Below are 17,563 nucleotides of genomic sequence, written 5' to 3' on the forward strand. Positions count from 1 at the left end.
GGTACAGCCTGAAAGATGCATGTTGCCTATCGGCCATGCAGCTGCTTGGACGGTAAGCAGCCGGAAGCGGCGCTCAAGACCTGGCGCGCCTCGATAGTGCGGCCAAGCGCGGATAGCACTTGTGCGCGCGCGATGCCGTATGCGGGCCGTGCCGTGGCGTCGGGCCCGGCGTCGTCCAGCGTCGACAAGGCGCGCTCCGGAGCATTGGACCGAAGTTGCGCCAGCGCCAGCAGTATCGCTGCACGGCCCTGGCATAGGCCGGTGTGCGCCGCGGCCTCCAGCAGCACCGCGGCTTCATGCGCCCGGTTGCTCTGCAGGTATAGGAAGCCCAATACCTGAAGCAATTGAACGGTCTCCGCCGGGAGAACGGACTGCGGCCTGGACATCATCCTTGCCGCAGCGTGTTACGCATGACCTTCGCGTGGTATCTGAGCGCCGAGACGCGCTCCAAGACATCCAATGCGGCGGCGAACAGCCGCTGGCCATCTTGCCCCTCCGTGGCCGCATTGCGAAGCGCATTGCATGAGCGTCGGTAGACCGCGTCGCATAACGCCGCGTCCTGCAGAATGGTCATGTGCGCCTGGGGTTCGAGGTCCGCGTACATGCGGATTTCCATGCAATAGCGGTCAAGGAATTCGGCGAGCGCGCCGGGCACGGGCGCATCCGGTGCGCGTTTCCCGCGCGACGGCCCTTTGAGGGAGGCCCTGTCTGGAAAAAGGGAGGGGCCACCGTCCGTCACCGGTTGCGGGCTGCGGACGGCGTTGGTGGCATTGACGAGCGGCATGGACATTACTGATTCCTTGGTGCGCGGCGCTGGTCGGATGCAACGTCTCCGGACCATGCCTGGAGACGGCGACCGGGTTCTAACGGCGGGCCGGGTGCAGTCAGCCCAGGCATCCAGCGCAAAGCGGGCAATCGTAGTGGCCGGCCTTTCGGGAAGGTTCCCTGCCGATCAAAAAATAAGATCAAGTGTTGAACGCGCGGTTCAAAATCGCGGAACGCGATTCGTCGCCGGGACACCTACCTCGCGAGTCGGTCGTGTCGACTCGCGAATTTGCAAAAGGATATAAGCATGACTGGTCTGGTGGTGCCTGGTGGCAGTCCGCAAGCGCGAAACATCATCGATCCAATCCTGGACGGCCCTGCTGCGGAGTATGGGACGCAGGAAATCTACGACAAGTTCACGAACTTCGGTGGCTCTTCCGGCGACGAGCCGGTAGGGCGTGCCAGTGCGCTCGATGCCGAGGTCAAGCGTCTGAACGCAGAGGGCGACGATCTCGACCGCAAGATCAAGGATGCAGAAGGCCAGGAAGACGACGGCTCACGCACGAGATCATTCGGGGAAATCTACGCCGCGGTCATGCGGCTGCTGAAGGTCCAGCAAGGACTGTATGGAGCAATGGCCGAGCAGGCAACGCGCACTGCCGAGGAACAGGTAAAACAGATCAAGCAGTACACGGCGGCGAAGTCCGCGTTGACCAAACTGCTTGGCAAGCTGTTGCCCGGCAAGGACGAAGACAATCCCAACCCCAAGCTGGCGGACAAGATCACGGCCGAGGACCCGGCGTACAAGGCGCTCAATGCAGCGCTGAAAGAACTGGGACGACCGGAGATCGACCTGAACTACACCAAGTCCGATCTGGAAGGTCTGCAGGCGGACCTGTCGGGAAGTTCCGATGCATTGGTCACCGAACAGGGCATGAAGTCTTCCGAAATCAACCAGATCCTCGGGAAGTTCCAGGCAAGCGAAACCATGGTCTCGAACATCGTGAAGGCCCAGGGCTCGCTGGAAATGACTGTCGCCCGGAACTCGGGACCGCTGTGATGTTGCGTCGGTCCTGTGGGCTTTGTCTGGTTATGCGCGATCAGCGAAGAGATATCCCCAGTGGTGGGGCACCATCGGCGACCGCGGTTGACCAGGGTAGGGCCGTCGCTGCGATCGTCGCAGGGTGTACGGGGGCGGCATGAGCACGGATGTGGACACTGATCTGCTCACCACGCTGCGGTCCCTGTTCGCATGTGGCGAGCCATTCGGACCCGAATTCGGAATGACGGCCGACTTGCGCGAGGCGCTCTATGCCGCGGGGCACGCGCTCTACGCACAAGGACAGTATCAGCAGGCGAGATCCCTGTTCGCGCAACTGGTCCTTTATGACCACACGGATCCTCGCTACATCAAAGCCTTGGCTGCGGCAACCCAGATGCTGGCTGAACACGAGCTTGCCTTGCAAATGTATACCGTGATCGCGGCCATGAATCCTGGCGAGCCCCAATCGGTGATGCATGCGGGGACATGCATGCTTGCGATGGGAAGGCGGTCCGACGCAGCGGAGGCCTTCGAACTGGCCATTTCCTTGTGTCACGACGTGAGCCAGGGAGCTGTCAGGAGTCACTGTCAGCGCCAGGTCGAATTACTTCGGCGCGAAAGGGAATGAGTCGCGCGGATGTGGCTGGGACACCCATAAAGCGGCAGCTCGAGCCGTGTCATCGAAGCTGCGCACAACGCGAATTCTGCATGGTTGATTCTTTACTCTAGAAAGAAGGGAGAACTTTATGGCGATATCGGCATTGCAGGTGGGCTCGGGCGCACAGATGGCGCCAGCCCATGGCTTCGACGGCGCGGCCATGGAAGGCGGGGCGTCGGCTTCCATGGCCGCGATCATTGCGAAAGCCCAGCGTATCGTTGGCGAAGAAGCTATGGAAGTAGCCTCCGAGCAGCTAGCGGAGGACCTGCGAAATATGCAGATGAATCGGAAAAGCAGGTTGTCGGCCGCGGCGACCAGCTATGGCGAAGAGAAGGCGGCCGCCTGGACTCGCTTGTGGACCGGCGTCGCGGCGTTGGCGGTCTCCATGGCTGGCAGTGCAGTGCAGGTGGCCGGAGCGGCCCGCGCATCCACGAAAAGCCTGAAGGCAGTCGACTTGCAAAGGCAAGCCAAGACGGAGCTGAAAGGGGCGACCAGTGCGATGGAAAACGCCGGAACGCAGGCCGACCGGGGCGCAGCCAGCCTGCGACTGGAGAACGCGCGGGATGGCTTCGATGCGGCCGTCGAACGCGCGACGAAGCTGTCTGATTCCGCCAATACGCTGCGCTTCAAGAGCGAGGCGGCGCGGCAGTTGGGGGATTCCACGGGACGGTTCTCACAGTCAGTGGGGGACGTTTTCGCAACGTCGCACGACGTCAACCGGAAAGCCGCCGATCTCGGAGGGCAAATGAGTGACGGTAACGCGCAAATGTCAGCGGACATGGCGCAGCGCAGGCGCAGTGACTTGTCTGCGGCGCGCAAGGCCAATGATGACGTGAACCAGCTCCTGGTCGAGATCGAACGCGTGAACGCGCGTAACGTCTTGGTGTAGGGGGAATCCATGCAGCTCACAGGAAGACAGGTATGACGCAGAACATTTATGTCGGCGGCGCCACGCATGGCCGGAGCGCGGTGCTGCCGCAGGGGAACGCGGGCTCGGCGACCGAACGTCCCGCGTCCGCGTCCTCCGGCACAGGCTCGATTCCCCAGTCACCGGCTTCGGCAGTTGCCTATGGCGCACCGGCGAACACGGGTGACGGAAGGGACCGCGTGTGCGACAAGAATGGTGCACCCGTACTCGATGCGCCCTTGATGGTTATGGATATTGGAAGCCTGGTGGGCCGGATGCAGGCCATGCTGGAAAGGGCGAATGAAGCCAGGTTCTCGTCCAAGACCTCGGAGATGTATACCAATACCAAACTGCGGGTGGATAGTTATGTGGCTGTCCAACGGGAGAAGATTGCCGACTTCAAGGCACGGTGCGACGAGCTGCAGAAGCGCAGCGAGGTATCCGGATTCTTCGGCTGGCTGGGCAAACATCTTGGCCCGGTTCTTTCCGGACTTGGCGTGGTGGCCGCCGGCATCCTGACCTTCGCCACGGCGGGGGCCACCGCAGGCTTGTTGGCCGTGGCCGTCATTGGCTTTGCCGGATCGGTGTTGTCCAGCGCGGGCGTCCACCTCGCGAAGTCATTCTGTGGCCTCGTTACGAAAGTCTTGTGTGCCCTGGACATGCCCAAGACCGCGGCAGAGAAGTGGGGCAACCTGATCGGCGGCGGCTTGATGGTCGCGTCTCTGACGTTCCTGCTGGACCCCTCTGCTGTGGGCAAGCTGTGGTGTGGCGGCGCAGAGCTGCTGGGCGCCGACAAGAGTACGGCGGAAAAGATAGAACTGGCCGGCACGGTGGTCGGCATGGTCGGAACGGTGGCCATTTCGATTGTCGCGACCGCGGGCGTCGGCGCCGTCGGCACGGTGGGGCTGCATGCGTCGGAACTCGTTAACGCGGCCCGTTATGTGTCGATCGGAAGCAGCCTGGTATCTGGCGTGTTGGGGGTGACGCAGGCTGCGTCCAGTATGGACTTGGCTTTCGCCCGTTATGACGTGGACATGGCGGACTCCGCGCAGAAACTAATACAGAAAGTTCTGAACATGGCCCGCGATGAGCTCGCTCAGGTGCAGGACGATATCAAGCGCGGACTCGAGGACATCACCAATAACTTCAAGCAGTCCGTCGACTTGTTGGGAAGCTACATCGGCTTCCTGACCGAGCAGGCGTCCATACCCATCGCAGCGTGATGCTCTCCGGTGCCGGTGCAATGAACACAATCAAGACACGGTCCGTCGAATCGCCCCGGGCGCGTGATGGCGTGCCTGTGTCGTCGCGGACACCTTCACCGGAAGGCCGGCTGTGGAACGCGGATACCACCCGTCGGTTGGCGGAGATTGCCTTCATTGGCGCCTTCGCTGGCCGGCTGCGCCCCGCCGAAACCATCTTCCAATCCCTGCTGCTGCTTTGCCCTGGGAATCCCCACGTCCAGATCGGACTTGCGCTGGTATGGACGATCTGCGGCAAGTCCATGGAGGCGGCCGCGCTACTCGATCGCATCGATGCAACCACAAGCGCCGAGCGTGGCCTGGTCACGGTGTGTTCGGCTATCGCCTTGCGCGATAGCGGACATCGTTCAGCCGCAGATCGCATGTTCTCCGACGCCATCGCGCAAGGGGGCGCGGCAGCAGAGTGGGCACGCGGCCTGGCGCAATCGGGCAAGGAATAGCCGGTCTGGTCGAATGATGGAAACGCCGGAACGCGGCGCGTTGAGTCATATAGGAGTTTAGTTTGAAGCTTGCGCCAATCTCTTCCACAATTCCGCGCCATGCGCGGGCCGATATGCCTACCCGCGTGCCTGATCCATCCGACGTGGACTGGCTTCGTGCCTCGATGCGCCCGGCGCCGGCCGGCGATCCGTCGTCCACCGTCAACGCAGCCAGTGGTGCTGACGCAAGCAGCGCGGTCTCGCCTAAGGACTTGCTCGTTCAGGCGGTGCGCAACGTAGCGGGGGCCATATCGACGACTTGGCAGCGGGCAGGCCTGCGCGGGCAGGAACTCCAGACCATGCGCTTCGGCAGTGCCGAATTCATGAAGAACATGATGGAGTGGCAGGAGGACGTAAGCAAACTCTCCGTCAATGCGGACCTGGCGAGCAAGTGCGCTGGCAAGTGTGCCTATACCGTAGAAACCTTGGCCAAGGGCTGATGTGATCGTGACGCGGATGTCCCGCCGGTTGCTCCCATCCGGTACCAAGATACGACAGTTCGGAAGGGCGCTGCATCGTCGTGCCCTTTGGAGGTGCGCAGCGCTGCTGCCAGTCCTGCTGCTGCTTGTCGCCTGTTCTGCCCGCGTCGAGCTTTTTTCCTCATCGACCGAGAGCGAAGCGAACGAGGTCCTCGCCGCCTTGCTGGAGTCGGACATCCGCGCGGAGAAGCTCGCGAAGAAATCGGGCATTGCGATATCGGTAAGCGAATCGGACGTGGCGCGAGCCCTGGAGGCCTTGCGCCGGCGCGGCCTGCCGCGAGAGCGGTTCGAAGGCATGGGGCGCATCTTCCACAAGGAAGGCATGATCTCGTCGCCCCTGGAGGAGCGGGCGCGCTACCTGTATGCACTGTCCCAGGAACTGGAAAACACCCTGAGCAAGATGGACGGGGTGCTGGTGGCACGGGTACACGTCGTCCTGCCCGATCAAGACCCGGCCAAGGCGATCAAGACCCCAGCCAGCGCCGCGGTGTTCATCAAGCACCAGTCCGACTACAACCTTGATCTGTTGCGGCCGCAGATCAGGACGCTCGTCGCGCACGCCATTCCGGACTTGAGCGAGGATAGGGTGTCGGTGGTGCTGATCGCGGCGTATCGCACGAGCGGGCCCGCGGTTGTGACCACGACATCCATTGCATCCCCGCGGGACAGCCAGACGCGCGCCCCGGCCGCGAATGGACGATGGACGGTATGGCTGGCGGCCGGCATCGCGCTGCTATGCGTGGCGGCAGGGGCTGGGATCTGGGCATGGCGCCGCCGGCGTGTGGCGTCCGCCCCACACAATTCCGAGGGCGCGCCCCGACATGCCGACCGGTTCGAGCAAGCTTGAAATCCATGCCGCTACCGTCTGTCGTCGATCGCCGTCTGGTGATGTTCAACTTCCTGCCCAGCCGTACCTTGCATCCGACCCGGTATGCCCACTATCAGTCCGAGGCGTTCGAAAGGGCATTGACCGCGATGCCGGACCGTGCCGGTACATGGCATCGGCATTGGTCGCGTCGAATCCTGCAGCGCGAGCAACTGTGGGATCGTCCCGTCACGGACCTGGGCGACGCTCACCTGGACCTGGCGGTACTGCCGCGCCATGCGTTGTCGGCGCTGGCGCGACGGATCGGTGCGGTGCTGTGCGCCCCGCGCCTGCGCTATGCCATTTCGGGTGCAGAGGTCCGGGCCTTGCAGACCGAACTGGGTGCGAACACGCTGCGGTTGGCGCGGGAATGTGCCGGGATGTACCCGGGCATCCCGGGCGATCCGTTCAGCCACGCCTCAGAGGCCCGCGAAACGATCGACGACCTGGGATATGGCGCGCTGTACGCGATCTCTGTTGCCGTGCCACCGGAGATCGCGCGCCGCTTCATGCTGAAGCTGCCCGTTCGGAGGACCGACAGCGTCCCGGTGCAATATGAAGTCGCGATGTCACTGGCCACGGCGCTGATGACGGACAGGTACGTAGATGTCATTCCTGACTAGCCCGCCAGGCGACGACCCCGCGGAGCCGCTTCGGATCAGCGCCCTGGGGAAAGTCGTGCGCGCCGCCGACTACGCGGCGGTTGTCGATGCACAGGGGCTGCTCGACGTCGCGCGCGCTCGGGCCGGGCGTATCCGTGCCGACGCCGAAGCCGCATACCGGCGAGAATGCGAGCGGGGGTATGCCGAAGGCACCACAAGGGCGCGAAACGAGCAGGCGGCGGCCATGATCCGGCTCGCCGAGCAAACAGATGCCTACCTGCGCGGCCTTGAGCATGATATTGCCGACCTCGTGCTCACGTCAGTGCGCAAGATCGTCGCAGACTTCGATAGCCGTGAGCGCGTCCTTGCAGTGGTGCGCAGTGGATTGGCCCTGGTCCGGAGGCAGAAGCATGTATTGCTTCGCGTCCATCCCGAGGATGCCGCAGTGGTGCGGGAACACATGGATACGCTGCGTTCTGCGTATCCCGGCATGGGGGACATCGACGTGGCTGCGGACGATCGCTACGCCCGCGGCGCGTGCCGGATCGAATCACCGATAGGCGTTGTGGAGACCAGCCTGGCCGAACAGGTCAGGGCGATGCAGTCCGCTTTGCAGCAGGCGTCCCCGCCGCCGACCTCCACATCGTCCGGGGCGGACGCCGATGTTTGACCACATCGTCCCGGGGCTGCAGGCCCGCCTGCGCGATGTGCGGCCTGTATCCCTGGTGGGTCGGGTGACGCAGGTGACCGGAACCATCATACGCGCCGCCGTTCCCGACGCGCGCGTCGGCCAGCTTTGCACGCTGAAGAGCCCTGGCGATCACGAACACGTGCTGGCCGAGGTCGTCGGCTTCGCCGATGACGCTGCCCTCCTTACCCCCCTCGGCGACACACGCGGGATCTCTACACAGACGGAGGTCTTGCCCAGCGCGGGCGTCTTGACGGTCCCCGTCGGTCCGCAACTGCTGGGCCGTGTGCTGGACGGACTGGGGCGTCCACTTGACGAGTCGGCGCGTGGGCCGCTGGTGAGCGTGCACACCTATCCTGTGCTCGGTACGGCGCCGCACCCCTTGCATCGAAGACCTATCGAGCATCCCCTGGACCTGGGCATCCGCGTCATCGATGGGCTGCTCACCTGCGGCGAGGGACAACGGCTGGGAATCTTCGCGGCAGCAGGCGGGGGCAAGTCGACGCTGATGGGTATGCTCGTCGGCGGCGCCAACGTCGACGTGTGCGTGGTCGCGCTCATCGGCGAGCGTGGGCGCGAAGTTGGCGAGTTCCTCCAGCGGCAGCTGGGCGAGCACAACCTGCGAAAAAGCGTCGTGGTATGCGCAACCAGCGACAAATCCGCGATGGAGCGTGTCAAGGCTGCATTCGTCGCGACGGCGATCGCGGAGTATTTCCGGGATCAGGGCATGCGCGTATTGCTGGTCATGGATTCGGTCACCCGGTTCGCGCGGGCGCAACGCGAGATCGGGCTTGCGGCGGGAGAGCCGCCCACGCGGCGCGGTTTCCCACCCTCCGTGTTCGCCGTGCTGCCGCGCCTGCTGGAGCGCACCGGCATGAGCAACCGCGGATCCATCACGGCTTTCTACACAGTCCTGGTGGAAGGCGATGACATGACCGAGCCCGTGGCCGACGAGGTGCGGTCGATATTGGATGGTCACGTCGTGCTGTCGCGCAAACTGGCCGCGGAGAACCACTATCCGGCGGTCGACGTGCTGGCCTCGGCCAGCCGGGTAATGAACCAGGTGGTTTCCACCGAACACGCTCATGCAGCGGGCCGAATACGCGAGCTGATGGCGAAGTATGCGGAGATCGAATTGCTGCTCAATATCGGCGAATACCAACCGGGCAACGACCCAATGGGTGATGAGGCCGTGCGCAAGATGGGCGACATACGGCAGTTCCTGCGACAGGCAGAGCAGGACCACGGCGGTTTCGAGGACACGGTGCAACGCATGATAGGCCTGGTGAACACATGAGCGAGGTACGGTCGGCCCTCGTGGCACTACGTCGTTTGCGGCAGGACAAGGCGCTGCGCGCGCTGGTGCCCTTGCAATGCGCGTGCTCGCAGGCACAGGCGGATGTGGCACGCGCGGAGCGCCAGCTCGATGATTGGCGGGGCCAGGCGGAAGAGGAGCAGGCGGCCATCTACGCCGGGCTGTTCGGCCAGGCCGTGGATCGGCGGGCCGTCGAGCGCGCCATGCAGAAAGTGGATGCCTTGCGCCAGCGGTCGCGCGCCCTGGAGCGCAGCCTGGAGAGCGCCCGTCGGGCCTGGGACAAGGCCTTGGACGGACTGCGCCAGGGGCGCCAGGCCAGCGCGAGGGCCTCACGGGCGACCCAGAAGTCCATCAAGGTACTGAACGTCTATGCGTCGGCATGCGCGCGCGCCGACGCGCTGCGTGCGGACGACGAGCTCGACGAAATCGCCACACTGCGGCACGGGAGGTCCGCGCTATGAATAAACTCGTCCAGGCCGGCACGACTCCTCCCACAGCCGGTCTGTCCAGGGCGGCGGTCCTGGCGCATGAGCGCGCCGCGCGCTTTGTGCTGCGCGCGGCGTTGCCGGCCGTGCTGCAGAGCCGCGACCAGCCGTCCCGTGCGGACACCGTCTTGTTCAGGTCTATCCTGGATGCGGGTCCGCATGCATGGCCGGCCGGCGAAGAGGCCGGCGGGGCAGAGCACGGTAGCGATGGGCGTGGCCGGCACGGCCGCAACGGCGGTACGGCGAAGAACAGCAGTGAAGGCATGGACGGCGCCGGCGTCGGCCCGCCCCGCCAAACTGACCGGCACGGCGATGGCCCGCGCGCGGGCAGTCATGCCGACGCCGCGGGCGCGCCCGGGGTACACGCTGTCGGCGGCATCGTCGTGCGCGTCTGTGTCCAGAGCCAGCAATGCGGTGGACGCGGGGTACGGATGACCCTGGATAACGACGTGCTGCCCGGCACGCAGCTGTCGGTGTACGAGGACGAGGGGCGTCTTGCCGTCGTCTTTGTCAGTATGCATGCCGGCACGCAGCTGCGGCTTTGCCACGGTGCCGGGCCGATTGCGCGCCGCGTCGCGGCTGAACTGTCCCGTGATGTGTTGTTAAGGGTGGCCGTACCTGGACAGGAAGAGCGGGCGCTTGTCGAGGTAACGGCCGATGCGCCTTCCTCGTCCGGCAACACGGATGATCGTGGAGGACGTCCGTGACCGAATCCATCCCGCGCTCGCCGAGGCTTGCGCGTGTTCCGGCCGGGCAGGTACAGGCGCTGAGCATTCTCGCCCGGCACGGCGCCGACCAGGAGGCGGTGCTGCCGGCGCAGGGCAGTGGGGATATGCCGGCTGCCACATGGCAATTCAGCCTGGCACCGTGCGGCCCGGCGGCGCCGGGCGAGGCGCCAGGGCGCGTGGTGTGGTTCGACTGGATGGATACGTCGCTGTCGTTGCGGGTGCCGGCACATGCGTGCAACGCCTGGCTGGCCGCGCGTTTGCCCGACCTGGATATCGGTGAATTGCCCGAGGAGTTTCTCGATGCCGCGATGGAGGCCATGGCCCGCGACGTCCTGGGTGTACTCGGGATGGAAGAGCTGTCCGCGGGCATAAAGGTCGTGCCGCCCGTGACCGGGGCCGCCGTGCCAACGTGCGTCCATGTCTGGCGGCTGACCCTGCATGAACCGCGCACGATGCGGACGATCGTCGCGCATCTCGCGGCCGATGATGCGGCGCTGCAATCGCTTGCCGATGCATTGCGTCGTTGGCCGCCTCGCCGCGCGGCACAGTGCCCCGACCATATCCCCATCGCCGTGCGCGCCCGTGCCGGTGAAGCAGAGATTCCGGTGATGACGATTCGGACCCTCTCGCCGGGGGACATCCTGCTTTTCGACCACAACCTCGTCGCCCCGGATGGCGGGGTCTGGCTGACCACGCTGGACGGCCAGGCGTTGGGAGTGCGGCCCTGCCGCGGGGAAGGCCACTCCCGCTATGTCGTGACACAAGAATGGAGCTTGCTGGTTATGGATGATACGTTGGGCGATACATTCAAGGACGACGCCGCCGAGGCTGGCGGGTACGCCGGCATGCCGTCGAAGGAGCTCGTGGCTACGCGCGTGGCCTGGGACGCCGGGGGGATCCCCGAGGAGCAAAGCCTGACACCCACGGATTCGGAGGCGAACGCCAGCGCGGGCGATCCCGCGGGCGGCCTGGATGTGGACAGGCTGACGGTCAAGCTCAGCTTCGATCTTGGCGAGCAGATGCTGACACTCAGTGAACTGCGGCGCCTGCGGCCTGGAGAGATTTTCGATCTGCAGCGCAGGCTCGATGCCGGTCCGGTGTATGTCCGGGCGAACGGTGCCCTGGTCGGCACCGCTGAGCTCGTCGATATTGACGGGCGGGTCGGAGCCCGTATTCACACCATCAATCTGGATCGACCCGCGCCATGCCGCTGAGCGGAATCGATCCAGTCAGCTTGATCGTCGTGGTGGCGTGTATTGCGCTATTGCCTATTGCCATCGTCATGACGACATCGTTCCTGAAGATTTCTGTCGTTCTGGCGCTGTTGCGCAACGCTATCGGGGTGCAGCAGGTTCCGCCGAATATGGCACTGAACGGCCTGGCCCTGATCCTGTCCGCGTATGTCATGGCGCCGGTACTGGGTAACGTGGTCGAACAGGTCAGGCAGGCCTATCCCGCGGTGAGCGCGGTGCAAGCGCCCGAGCAGCGCTTCGACGACCTGCTGGCGGCCGTGGACCGGGGGCTGGGGCCCATGCGGGCCTTCATGCTGAAGCACAGCACTCCCGCGCAGCGCCGGTTCTTCATCGACAACGCCACAGCGCTATGGGGCGAAGATGCCGCCCGTGGATTGCAGGAAGATAACCTCTTGATACTGATCCCGTCCTTCATGGTCGCCCAGTTGAATGCGGCATTCCAGGTCGGCTTCCTCCTGTATCTGCCTTTCATCATCATCGACCTGATCGTCTCCAATATCCTCCTGGCCATGGGCATGATGATGGTGTCGCCGGTAACCATCGCGATCCCGCTCAAGCTCTTCCTCTTCGTCATGGTGGATGGCTGGACCAAGCTGATCCAGGGCCTGGTCCTCTCCTATGTCTAAGCAGCGGAACCATGAGCGTTGACGAACTGGTCTCTTACCTGAAGCAGGCCTTGTATCTGGTCTTCTGGCTTTCCCTGCCGCCCTTGGTCGTTGCGTCGGTCGTGGGCACCCTGTTTTCGCTATTCCAGGCACTGACGCAGATCCAGGAGCAAACGTTGTCGTTCGCCATCAAGCTGCTGGCGGTTTTCGTGACCTTGTTGCTGGCCGCAGGGTGGATAGGCGCAGAGATCTATCACTATTCCTTGTCGATATTCGGGGTCCTTCGTGGCATCCGTTAGGGACAGGGGAACTCCATGACTACGACCGGCACCTACGCCGCGATAAGGGAATGGCTGCTGACCCTGGTCCTCGTCCAGCCGCGGATAGTGGTCCTGTGCCTGATGTTGCCGGTCTTCAGTAAACAATTGCTGCCCGGCAGATTGCGCGGGGCGCTCACCCTTTCCTTCGGGCTGCTTGTCGTTCCGGCAGTGTTCTCCTCCACCGCGGTCGCCGAGCTATCCATCTTCGGCCTGATGCTACTGGTGGCGAAGGAAGCCTTTATCGGTTTGGTCCTGGGATTCTTCGTGGCGATTCCGTTTTGGGCAGTCGAGGCAGTGGGTACCGTCATTGATTATCAACGCGGCGCCAGCATGGGTGCCATACTGAATCCGACGATGGGGGCCGACTCGACGCCCATCGCGATTCTCTTGCAGCTCGCCTATGGCGTGTTTTTTGTTGGCAGTGGTGGCCTTACCCTCATGCTTTCCCTGCTCTATGACAGTTTCCGGGTATGGGATCCGTGGCAATGGTGGCCGACGCTGCATCAGGATGCCATTCCATTTCTTCTTTCGCAGCTCGACAAACTCATGCGTCTCGTCTTGCTGTTCTCGGCGCCAGTCGTCGTCATAATGCTGCTCGCCGAATGCGGGCTGGCATTGGCCAGTCGCTTCACGCCGCAATTGCAGGTGTTCTTCCTGGCCATGCCGATCAAGACGGGACTGGCCCTATTCGTGCTCGTGCTCTATGTGGGCGTCTTGTTTCAGCACGCGGCGGGGGAAACCCACCGCATCCGGGAGGCGCTTCCCGTCCTGACGTACTTCTGGCGAATCCGGTGAGCGGCGAAAAAACAGAGAAGCCGACTCCCAAGAAGTTGCAGGACTCGCGCAAGAAGGGGGACGTTCCGTACAGTCGCGACTTCAGCCAGACCATGTTGACACTGGCGATGCTCTGCTACGTGCTTTGGGACGGACGCAACATCGTGCAGGATCTCGAGCGCCTGTTGCTCGTTCCGGCCAACCTCGCCGAGCTCGACTTCCCGCATGCGTTAAGGCTGGCCGGGGACCAGGCCATGGATGCGGCAGTGGATGTGATATGGCCGTTGCTGCTTATCGTCCTGGGGTTCGGCGCGTTCGTGGAGTTCGTGCAGATCGGGTTGGTCATCGCGGTGGAAAAGGTCAAGCCATCCGGCAAGAAGCTGGACGTCGTGTCGAACGTCAAGAACATTTTTTCGGCAAAAAACCTGATGGAGGTACTGAAGTCGGCGGTGAAGATGGTGTGCTTTTCGCTGTTGACCGTGCTGTTGTTGCGCCAGGGGCTCGATCCACTGGTGCAGGCCGTGCATGCCGGCATGGATGGCATGCTCGCCGTCATGGGCGCGTTGTTTCAGATGCTTCTGCTGTATACCGCCGTTTTCTGCCTGCTTATCGCCTTATTCGATATGGGATGGCAGCGCTGGCAGCGGCACCGCCGACTGATGATGACCAAGCAGGAAGTGACGCGTGAACAAAAGGACATGGAGGGCCAACCTGAGGTCAAGCAGACACGCAAGCGCTTGCATCAGGAAATGGCCACCAGCGGCGCGGTATCTGCCGTGCGCAAGGCCTCGGCCCTGGTCGTAAATCCAACTCATGTTGCCGTGGCCTTGCGCTACGACCCCGCGACGACGCCGCTACCGATCGTGATCGCGAAGGGCTGTGATGGCGTGGCCTTGCAGATGATAGATATGGCGCGCCGGCTTGGCGTGCCAGTGATGCGCGATGTGCCCTTGGCCCGAGCGCTGTTGGCCGACGCACGCGAGAACGACTACATCCCCAGCGAGCTCGTCGTTCCCGTGGCGCACGTGCTGCGGGCGGTGCGCGACTTCGCGCTGGAAGGCACGACCGTGCCGCCCGATTTCCAATGACTATGACGAACCTTCTGGACACCATGAAACGCATGACCATTTTTACTCGACCTCGCACCGATATCAGGAGGGCGGTACTGCGTTTGGTGGTCACCGCGGCAGCCCTGACGATATTGACGAACGTCGACGCGGCGCCATCCTGGCCGATGGCGCCCTACACCTACTTCGCAAACCAGGAGACGCTGGAGGACGTTTTGCAGCGCTTCGCCAGCGGGTTCAGCCTGTCGCTGCACCTGGGCGGCGGTGTGGCGGGCGTCGTGAACGGGAAGTTCACGGCGGCCACGCCCACCGAGTTCATGGACAAGCTGGCCGGCGTGTATGGATTAACGTGGTTTGTCTACGCCGGTACGCTCTTTGTCAGCCCGGCGAGCGCGATGGTGACCAAGACCATCAGCGTTGGCAATGGTGCCATTGCTGGCCTGCGGCAGGCGCTGGACAAGCTTGGCGTTATCGATGACCGCTTCGGTTGGGGCGAACTGCCTGACCAGGGGCTCGCCCTGGTCTCCGGCCCGCCGCAGTATGTCGATTTGATCGAGAGGACCATCAAGGCCCTCCCGCCCACGGCGGGACGGCAGGAGGTCGCGGTCTTCCGGCTCAAATATGCATCGGTCAATGATCGTGTCGTTCGATATCGTGACCAGGCCGTAACCACGCCGGGGCTGGCCACCGTATTGCGCAATCTCATTGAGGGAAGTGGCCCCGGCCCTGGGAATGGGGTGCTTGCATCCCTGGCGGCGCCGCTGCGCGACAGGTCGCCGATGTACGGAGAAGGGGCCGCAACGGGCGGCGCACCGGCGATTCCAGCCAATGCCAGCGACCGCACCGACGCGCCGCCGCGCTCCCCAACGTTTGCGGACGGTCTGCGCCGGCGTCAGGCGACAGTGCAGTCGGACCCACGGCTGAACGCCATCATCGTGCAGGACATTCCGGAGCGAATCCCGGTGTATCGGGCGTTGATCCAGCAGCTGGATGTTCCCAGCACGCTGATCGAGATCGAAGCGATGATCGTTGATGTCAAGGCGAACGTCACCAAGGAACTTGGGGTCCGGTGGGGCGCCAGTGCCGGCAATACCGATTTCGGATATGGCTACCCCAATCCCAAGCCGGCCGATCGTGGCGACAGTCTCACGCCTGGGATGATAGGACTGGGCGTCGGCGACGTCCTTATCGCGCGCTTGATGGCGCTGCAGAATAACGATGATGCCAACATCCTCTCCCGGCCATCCATCCTGACGGCCGACAATATGGGCGCGCTGATAGACCTCAGCCGGACATTCTTCATCAAGACTACGGGGGAGCGCGTGGCGTACACGCAACCTTACACCGTGGGTACCTCGCTGCGCGTGACGCCGCGCTATATCGACGGCAAGGATGGGCCGCAGGTCGAATTGACAGTCGATATCGAAGATGGCGGCCTGAGCGAAGACAGTTACATCGAAGGTTTGCCACAGGTAAACAAGACGACGATCAGCACCTTGGCGCTGGTGGGCGACGGCCAGGCATTGGTGATTGGCGGATATAACAGCAGCACGGACGGAGACGCGGTCAACAAGGTGCCGATCCTGGGCGATATCCCAGGAATTGGCGTGCTGTTCTCGCACAAGAAGAAAACGACCAAGCGTTGGGAGCGGATGTTCATGATCCGCCCCCGGGTCGTCCAGGTGAATGGCGCGCCGCTGATTCCCCAATCGCTGCAGAGGTGGGGCGACCTGTTCGGCGCCACGTGGAGAGGGGGGGAACGGCCGACGGCCTATATGGAGAACTTCGGGCCGGACCTGCACATGGTGGCTCCGCAGGCTACACGGGTACGGCAATAAAGGTCCATTGTGGCGAAAGGCGCATGCGGGCGCCGCACCACGCGGCGGCACCGACCAGTAGCCTAGGCGTCCAGGTGCAGGCCTTTGGTCTGCAGCTTGGTACGCAGGGCGGCCCGGGCGCGCGACAGCCGGCTTCTTACCGTACCGACGGGCACGGTCAGTCGGCTCGCGGCTTCTTCATAAGTGAGGTCGTTCAGACCCATCATCAACAGAATGCTACGCATGTTCTCGGGAAGTTCGGCAAGAGACTCTTCGAGCAGGCGCAAGGTCTGGTTTTGTTCTGCGACATCGTCCGGCGTGAGTTCCGGCGAGGCATGGCCGCACAAAGCGTCTTCACCGACGAAAAAGTAGCGGCATTCTGGAGCGCGCGAAAGATAGTTGCGAACCAGATTCAGCGCGATCCCGTATAGCCATGTGGACAACTGTGATTCGCCTCGGAAGCTATGGTACGACTTGGCCGCTTCGAGAAACGCTTGTTGCGTGAGGTCTTCTGCTTCAGGGCAATTGCCGATGTGCTTGATGATGAATCGATGCAGTCGGGTGGAGTGTTTTTGTACCAAGTCGCGAAAAACAAGGTCGCGTGCCGCCGTGGCGGCAGCGAGGCTGGCACTGGCCGACGCCGTGGTATCCGCTGCATCATAGGGAAGGGGCGGGGCCGCCGGGGTGCCCTGATGGTCGTCATGGAGATATTGCATGGAGAAGCCAAAAGGTCATGGTGAGGACCAGTATGGCGCAATACCCAATGCCGCCGCACGAATTGCGGACGCTGATATCCAGAGGCATTCAACGTCGGTTTAACGGCGCTGTATTGCCTTGGAAAATCCGTGTATCGAGGGAGCCAAGAGTCAGTCTGATTATTTACTTGAACGAGGCGAGAACGCTTATTTCTTGGCTCTTGCGAATACGTCTTGTGTGAGAAATTTCACAGCGGGGTTCCGCTTGGGGCCGGGCGCTCAGATTTGTCGCATGGGCACTGCCCCGGCCTCCGCCCACAATGCCGCTCGGCCTCGCGCGTATACGGCGGCTTCATCCCTGGTGTCCTCCCTCCATCAGACTGGCCATTCCCCCGCGCGAGTGCCCTTTGCGAAAAGGGCGAGAGGAAAAACGCGGCGAGGTGCACGAGTATGAAGGCGATGTATTGGGTATCGAATATTTCGTCGTGGAGCTACATCGATATGGCGGGCAAGACCCATGGCAGGATCGACTGGTTCGACAATATCCGCGACATGGGCTATTGGTGGCAGACGTCACACGAGAATGGCATCGCTTTCACCATCGAGGCTGCCAAGAGAAGCGTGGAAGAAGCGTTGTGGAGACGATCGATGGCGCTGGCAGCGCTATACGACCACAGCAGCTACGCGGCCTGGGATGAAGAGGATGAGGTCCGCGCGCCAGTCGATGAATCCCCGCGACCGGACTGAGGCCCGATGC

At 63.2% G+C, this 17,563-nt stretch carries 22 protein-coding genes; 19 read left to right on the top strand and 3 right to left on the bottom strand.

What is annotated here, in order from left to right:
- Positions 1-26 precede the first annotated feature (26 nt).
- The gene (locus tag BAU07_RS06220; RefSeq protein WP_157122032.1) at positions 27-344 is read right to left on the bottom strand and encodes a hypothetical protein; all 318 of its coding nucleotides are present in this window, start codon (positions 342-344) and stop codon (positions 27-29) included.
- 41 nt (positions 345-385) lie between these two features.
- Positions 386-790 (bottom strand): hypothetical protein, encoded by a 405-nt coding sequence (locus tag BAU07_RS06225; protein ID WP_066655041.1) that lies wholly within the window; start codon positions 788-790, stop codon positions 386-388.
- Between the two features lie 282 nt (positions 791-1,072).
- Here BAU07_RS06225 and BAU07_RS06230 point away from each other — a divergent pair, with 282 nt between their 5' ends.
- The 18 genes from BAU07_RS06230 (at position 1,073) to sctC (ending at position 16,132) form a co-directional block, all read left to right on the top strand.
- On the top strand, positions 1,073-1,825 hold the full coding sequence (locus tag BAU07_RS06230) for a hypothetical protein (protein WP_066655042.1): 753 nt from the start codon (positions 1,073-1,075) through the stop codon (positions 1,823-1,825).
- Positions 1,826-1,976: 151 nt separating this feature from the next.
- Positions 1,977-2,435 (top strand): SycD/LcrH family type III secretion system chaperone, encoded by a 459-nt coding sequence (locus BAU07_RS06235; RefSeq protein WP_198168877.1) that lies wholly within the window; start codon positions 1,977-1,979, stop codon positions 2,433-2,435.
- 118 nt (positions 2,436-2,553) lie between these two features.
- Positions 2,554-3,354: a hypothetical protein gene (locus tag BAU07_RS06240; RefSeq protein WP_066655044.1), complete on the top strand. Its 801-nt coding sequence runs from the start codon at positions 2,554-2,556 to the stop codon at positions 3,352-3,354.
- Between the two features lie 32 nt (positions 3,355-3,386).
- Positions 3,387-4,595, top strand: a complete 1,209-nt coding sequence (locus BAU07_RS06245; protein ID WP_066655045.1) for a hypothetical protein — start codon at positions 3,387-3,389, stop codon at positions 4,593-4,595.
- A gap of 20 nt (positions 4,596-4,615) precedes the next feature.
- On the top strand, positions 4,616-5,074 hold the full coding sequence (locus BAU07_RS06250) for a tetratricopeptide repeat protein (RefSeq protein WP_157122034.1): 459 nt from the start codon (positions 4,616-4,618) through the stop codon (positions 5,072-5,074).
- A gap of 62 nt (positions 5,075-5,136) precedes the next feature.
- Positions 5,137-5,553, top strand: coding sequence for a hypothetical protein (locus BAU07_RS27075; protein WP_157122037.1), 417 nt, complete (start codon positions 5,137-5,139; stop codon positions 5,551-5,553).
- A 16-nt stretch (positions 5,554-5,569) separates the two neighbouring features.
- Entirely contained in the window at positions 5,570-6,439 is an 870-nt protein-coding gene (sctJ, locus tag BAU07_RS06260) for a type III secretion system inner membrane ring lipoprotein SctJ (RefSeq protein ID WP_157122040.1), read from the top strand.
- Between the two features lie 5 nt (positions 6,440-6,444).
- Complete coding sequence (locus BAU07_RS06265) at positions 6,445-7,080, top strand: SctK family type III secretion system sorting platform protein (RefSeq protein ID WP_066655049.1); 636 nt, start codon at positions 6,445-6,447, stop codon at positions 7,078-7,080.
- The gene (locus tag BAU07_RS06270) at positions 7,064-7,729 is read left to right on the top strand and encodes an HrpE/YscL family type III secretion apparatus protein (RefSeq protein ID WP_084025418.1); all 666 of its coding nucleotides are present in this window, start codon (positions 7,064-7,066) and stop codon (positions 7,727-7,729) included. The genes BAU07_RS06265 and BAU07_RS06270 overlap by 17 nt, the downstream gene beginning before the upstream one ends.
- Positions 7,722-9,044, top strand: coding sequence for a type III secretion system ATPase SctN (gene sctN / locus BAU07_RS06275; protein WP_066655050.1), 1,323 nt, complete (start codon positions 7,722-7,724; stop codon positions 9,042-9,044). Before BAU07_RS06270 ends, sctN begins: the two co-directional genes overlap by 8 nt.
- On the top strand, positions 9,041-9,523 hold the full coding sequence (gene sctO / locus BAU07_RS06280) for a type III secretion system stalk subunit SctO (protein ID WP_066655051.1): 483 nt from the start codon (positions 9,041-9,043) through the stop codon (positions 9,521-9,523). Before sctN ends, sctO begins: the two co-directional genes overlap by 4 nt.
- Positions 9,520-10,254 carry a hypothetical protein gene (locus tag BAU07_RS06285; RefSeq protein WP_066655055.1) on the top strand — a complete coding sequence of 245 codons (735 nt, stop codon included), beginning with the start codon at positions 9,520-9,522 and terminating at the stop codon, positions 10,252-10,254. Before sctO ends, BAU07_RS06285 begins: the two co-directional genes overlap by 4 nt.
- Entirely contained in the window at positions 10,251-11,489 is a 1,239-nt protein-coding gene (gene sctQ / locus BAU07_RS06290; protein ID WP_066655057.1) for a type III secretion system cytoplasmic ring protein SctQ, read from the top strand. The genes BAU07_RS06285 and sctQ overlap by 4 nt, the downstream gene beginning before the upstream one ends.
- Positions 11,486-12,154 (top strand): type III secretion system export apparatus subunit SctR, encoded by a 669-nt coding sequence (gene sctR / locus BAU07_RS06295; protein WP_084026022.1) that lies wholly within the window; start codon positions 11,486-11,488, stop codon positions 12,152-12,154. The genes sctQ and sctR overlap by 4 nt, the downstream gene beginning before the upstream one ends.
- Positions 12,155-12,165: 11 nt before the next feature.
- Entirely contained in the window at positions 12,166-12,432 is a 267-nt protein-coding gene (sctS, locus tag BAU07_RS06300; protein WP_066655061.1) for a type III secretion system export apparatus subunit SctS, read from the top strand.
- Between the two features lie 15 nt (positions 12,433-12,447).
- Positions 12,448-13,248 carry a type III secretion system export apparatus subunit SctT gene (gene sctT, locus BAU07_RS06305; RefSeq protein WP_066655063.1) on the top strand — a complete coding sequence of 267 codons (801 nt, stop codon included), beginning with the start codon at positions 12,448-12,450 and terminating at the stop codon, positions 13,246-13,248.
- Positions 13,245-14,315, top strand: coding sequence for a type III secretion system export apparatus subunit SctU (gene sctU, locus BAU07_RS06310; protein WP_066655065.1), 1,071 nt, complete (start codon positions 13,245-13,247; stop codon positions 14,313-14,315). Before sctT ends, sctU begins: the two co-directional genes overlap by 4 nt.
- Before the next feature lie 23 nt (positions 14,316-14,338).
- Positions 14,339-16,132, top strand: coding sequence for a type III secretion system outer membrane ring subunit SctC (gene sctC / locus BAU07_RS06315; RefSeq protein ID WP_269465835.1), 1,794 nt, complete (start codon positions 14,339-14,341; stop codon positions 16,130-16,132).
- 62 nt (positions 16,133-16,194) lie between these two features.
- On the opposite strand, the gene BAU07_RS06320 is transcribed toward sctC, so the two are convergent.
- Positions 16,195-16,827 (bottom strand): RNA polymerase sigma factor, encoded by a 633-nt coding sequence (locus tag BAU07_RS06320; RefSeq protein ID WP_084025420.1) that lies wholly within the window; start codon positions 16,825-16,827, stop codon positions 16,195-16,197.
- A gap of 429 nt (positions 16,828-17,256) precedes the next feature.
- On the opposite strand from BAU07_RS06320, the gene BAU07_RS06325 reads away from it, so the two are divergent.
- Complete coding sequence (locus BAU07_RS06325) at positions 17,257-17,553, top strand: hypothetical protein (RefSeq protein ID WP_066655073.1); 297 nt, start codon at positions 17,257-17,259, stop codon at positions 17,551-17,553.
- The last annotated feature ends 10 nt before the right edge of the window (positions 17,554-17,563 follow it).

Origin of the sequence: Bordetella flabilis (assembly GCF_001676725.1) — a bacterium.
Classification (GTDB): Bacteria; Pseudomonadota; Gammaproteobacteria; order Burkholderiales; family Burkholderiaceae_B; genus Bordetella_C; species Bordetella_C flabilis.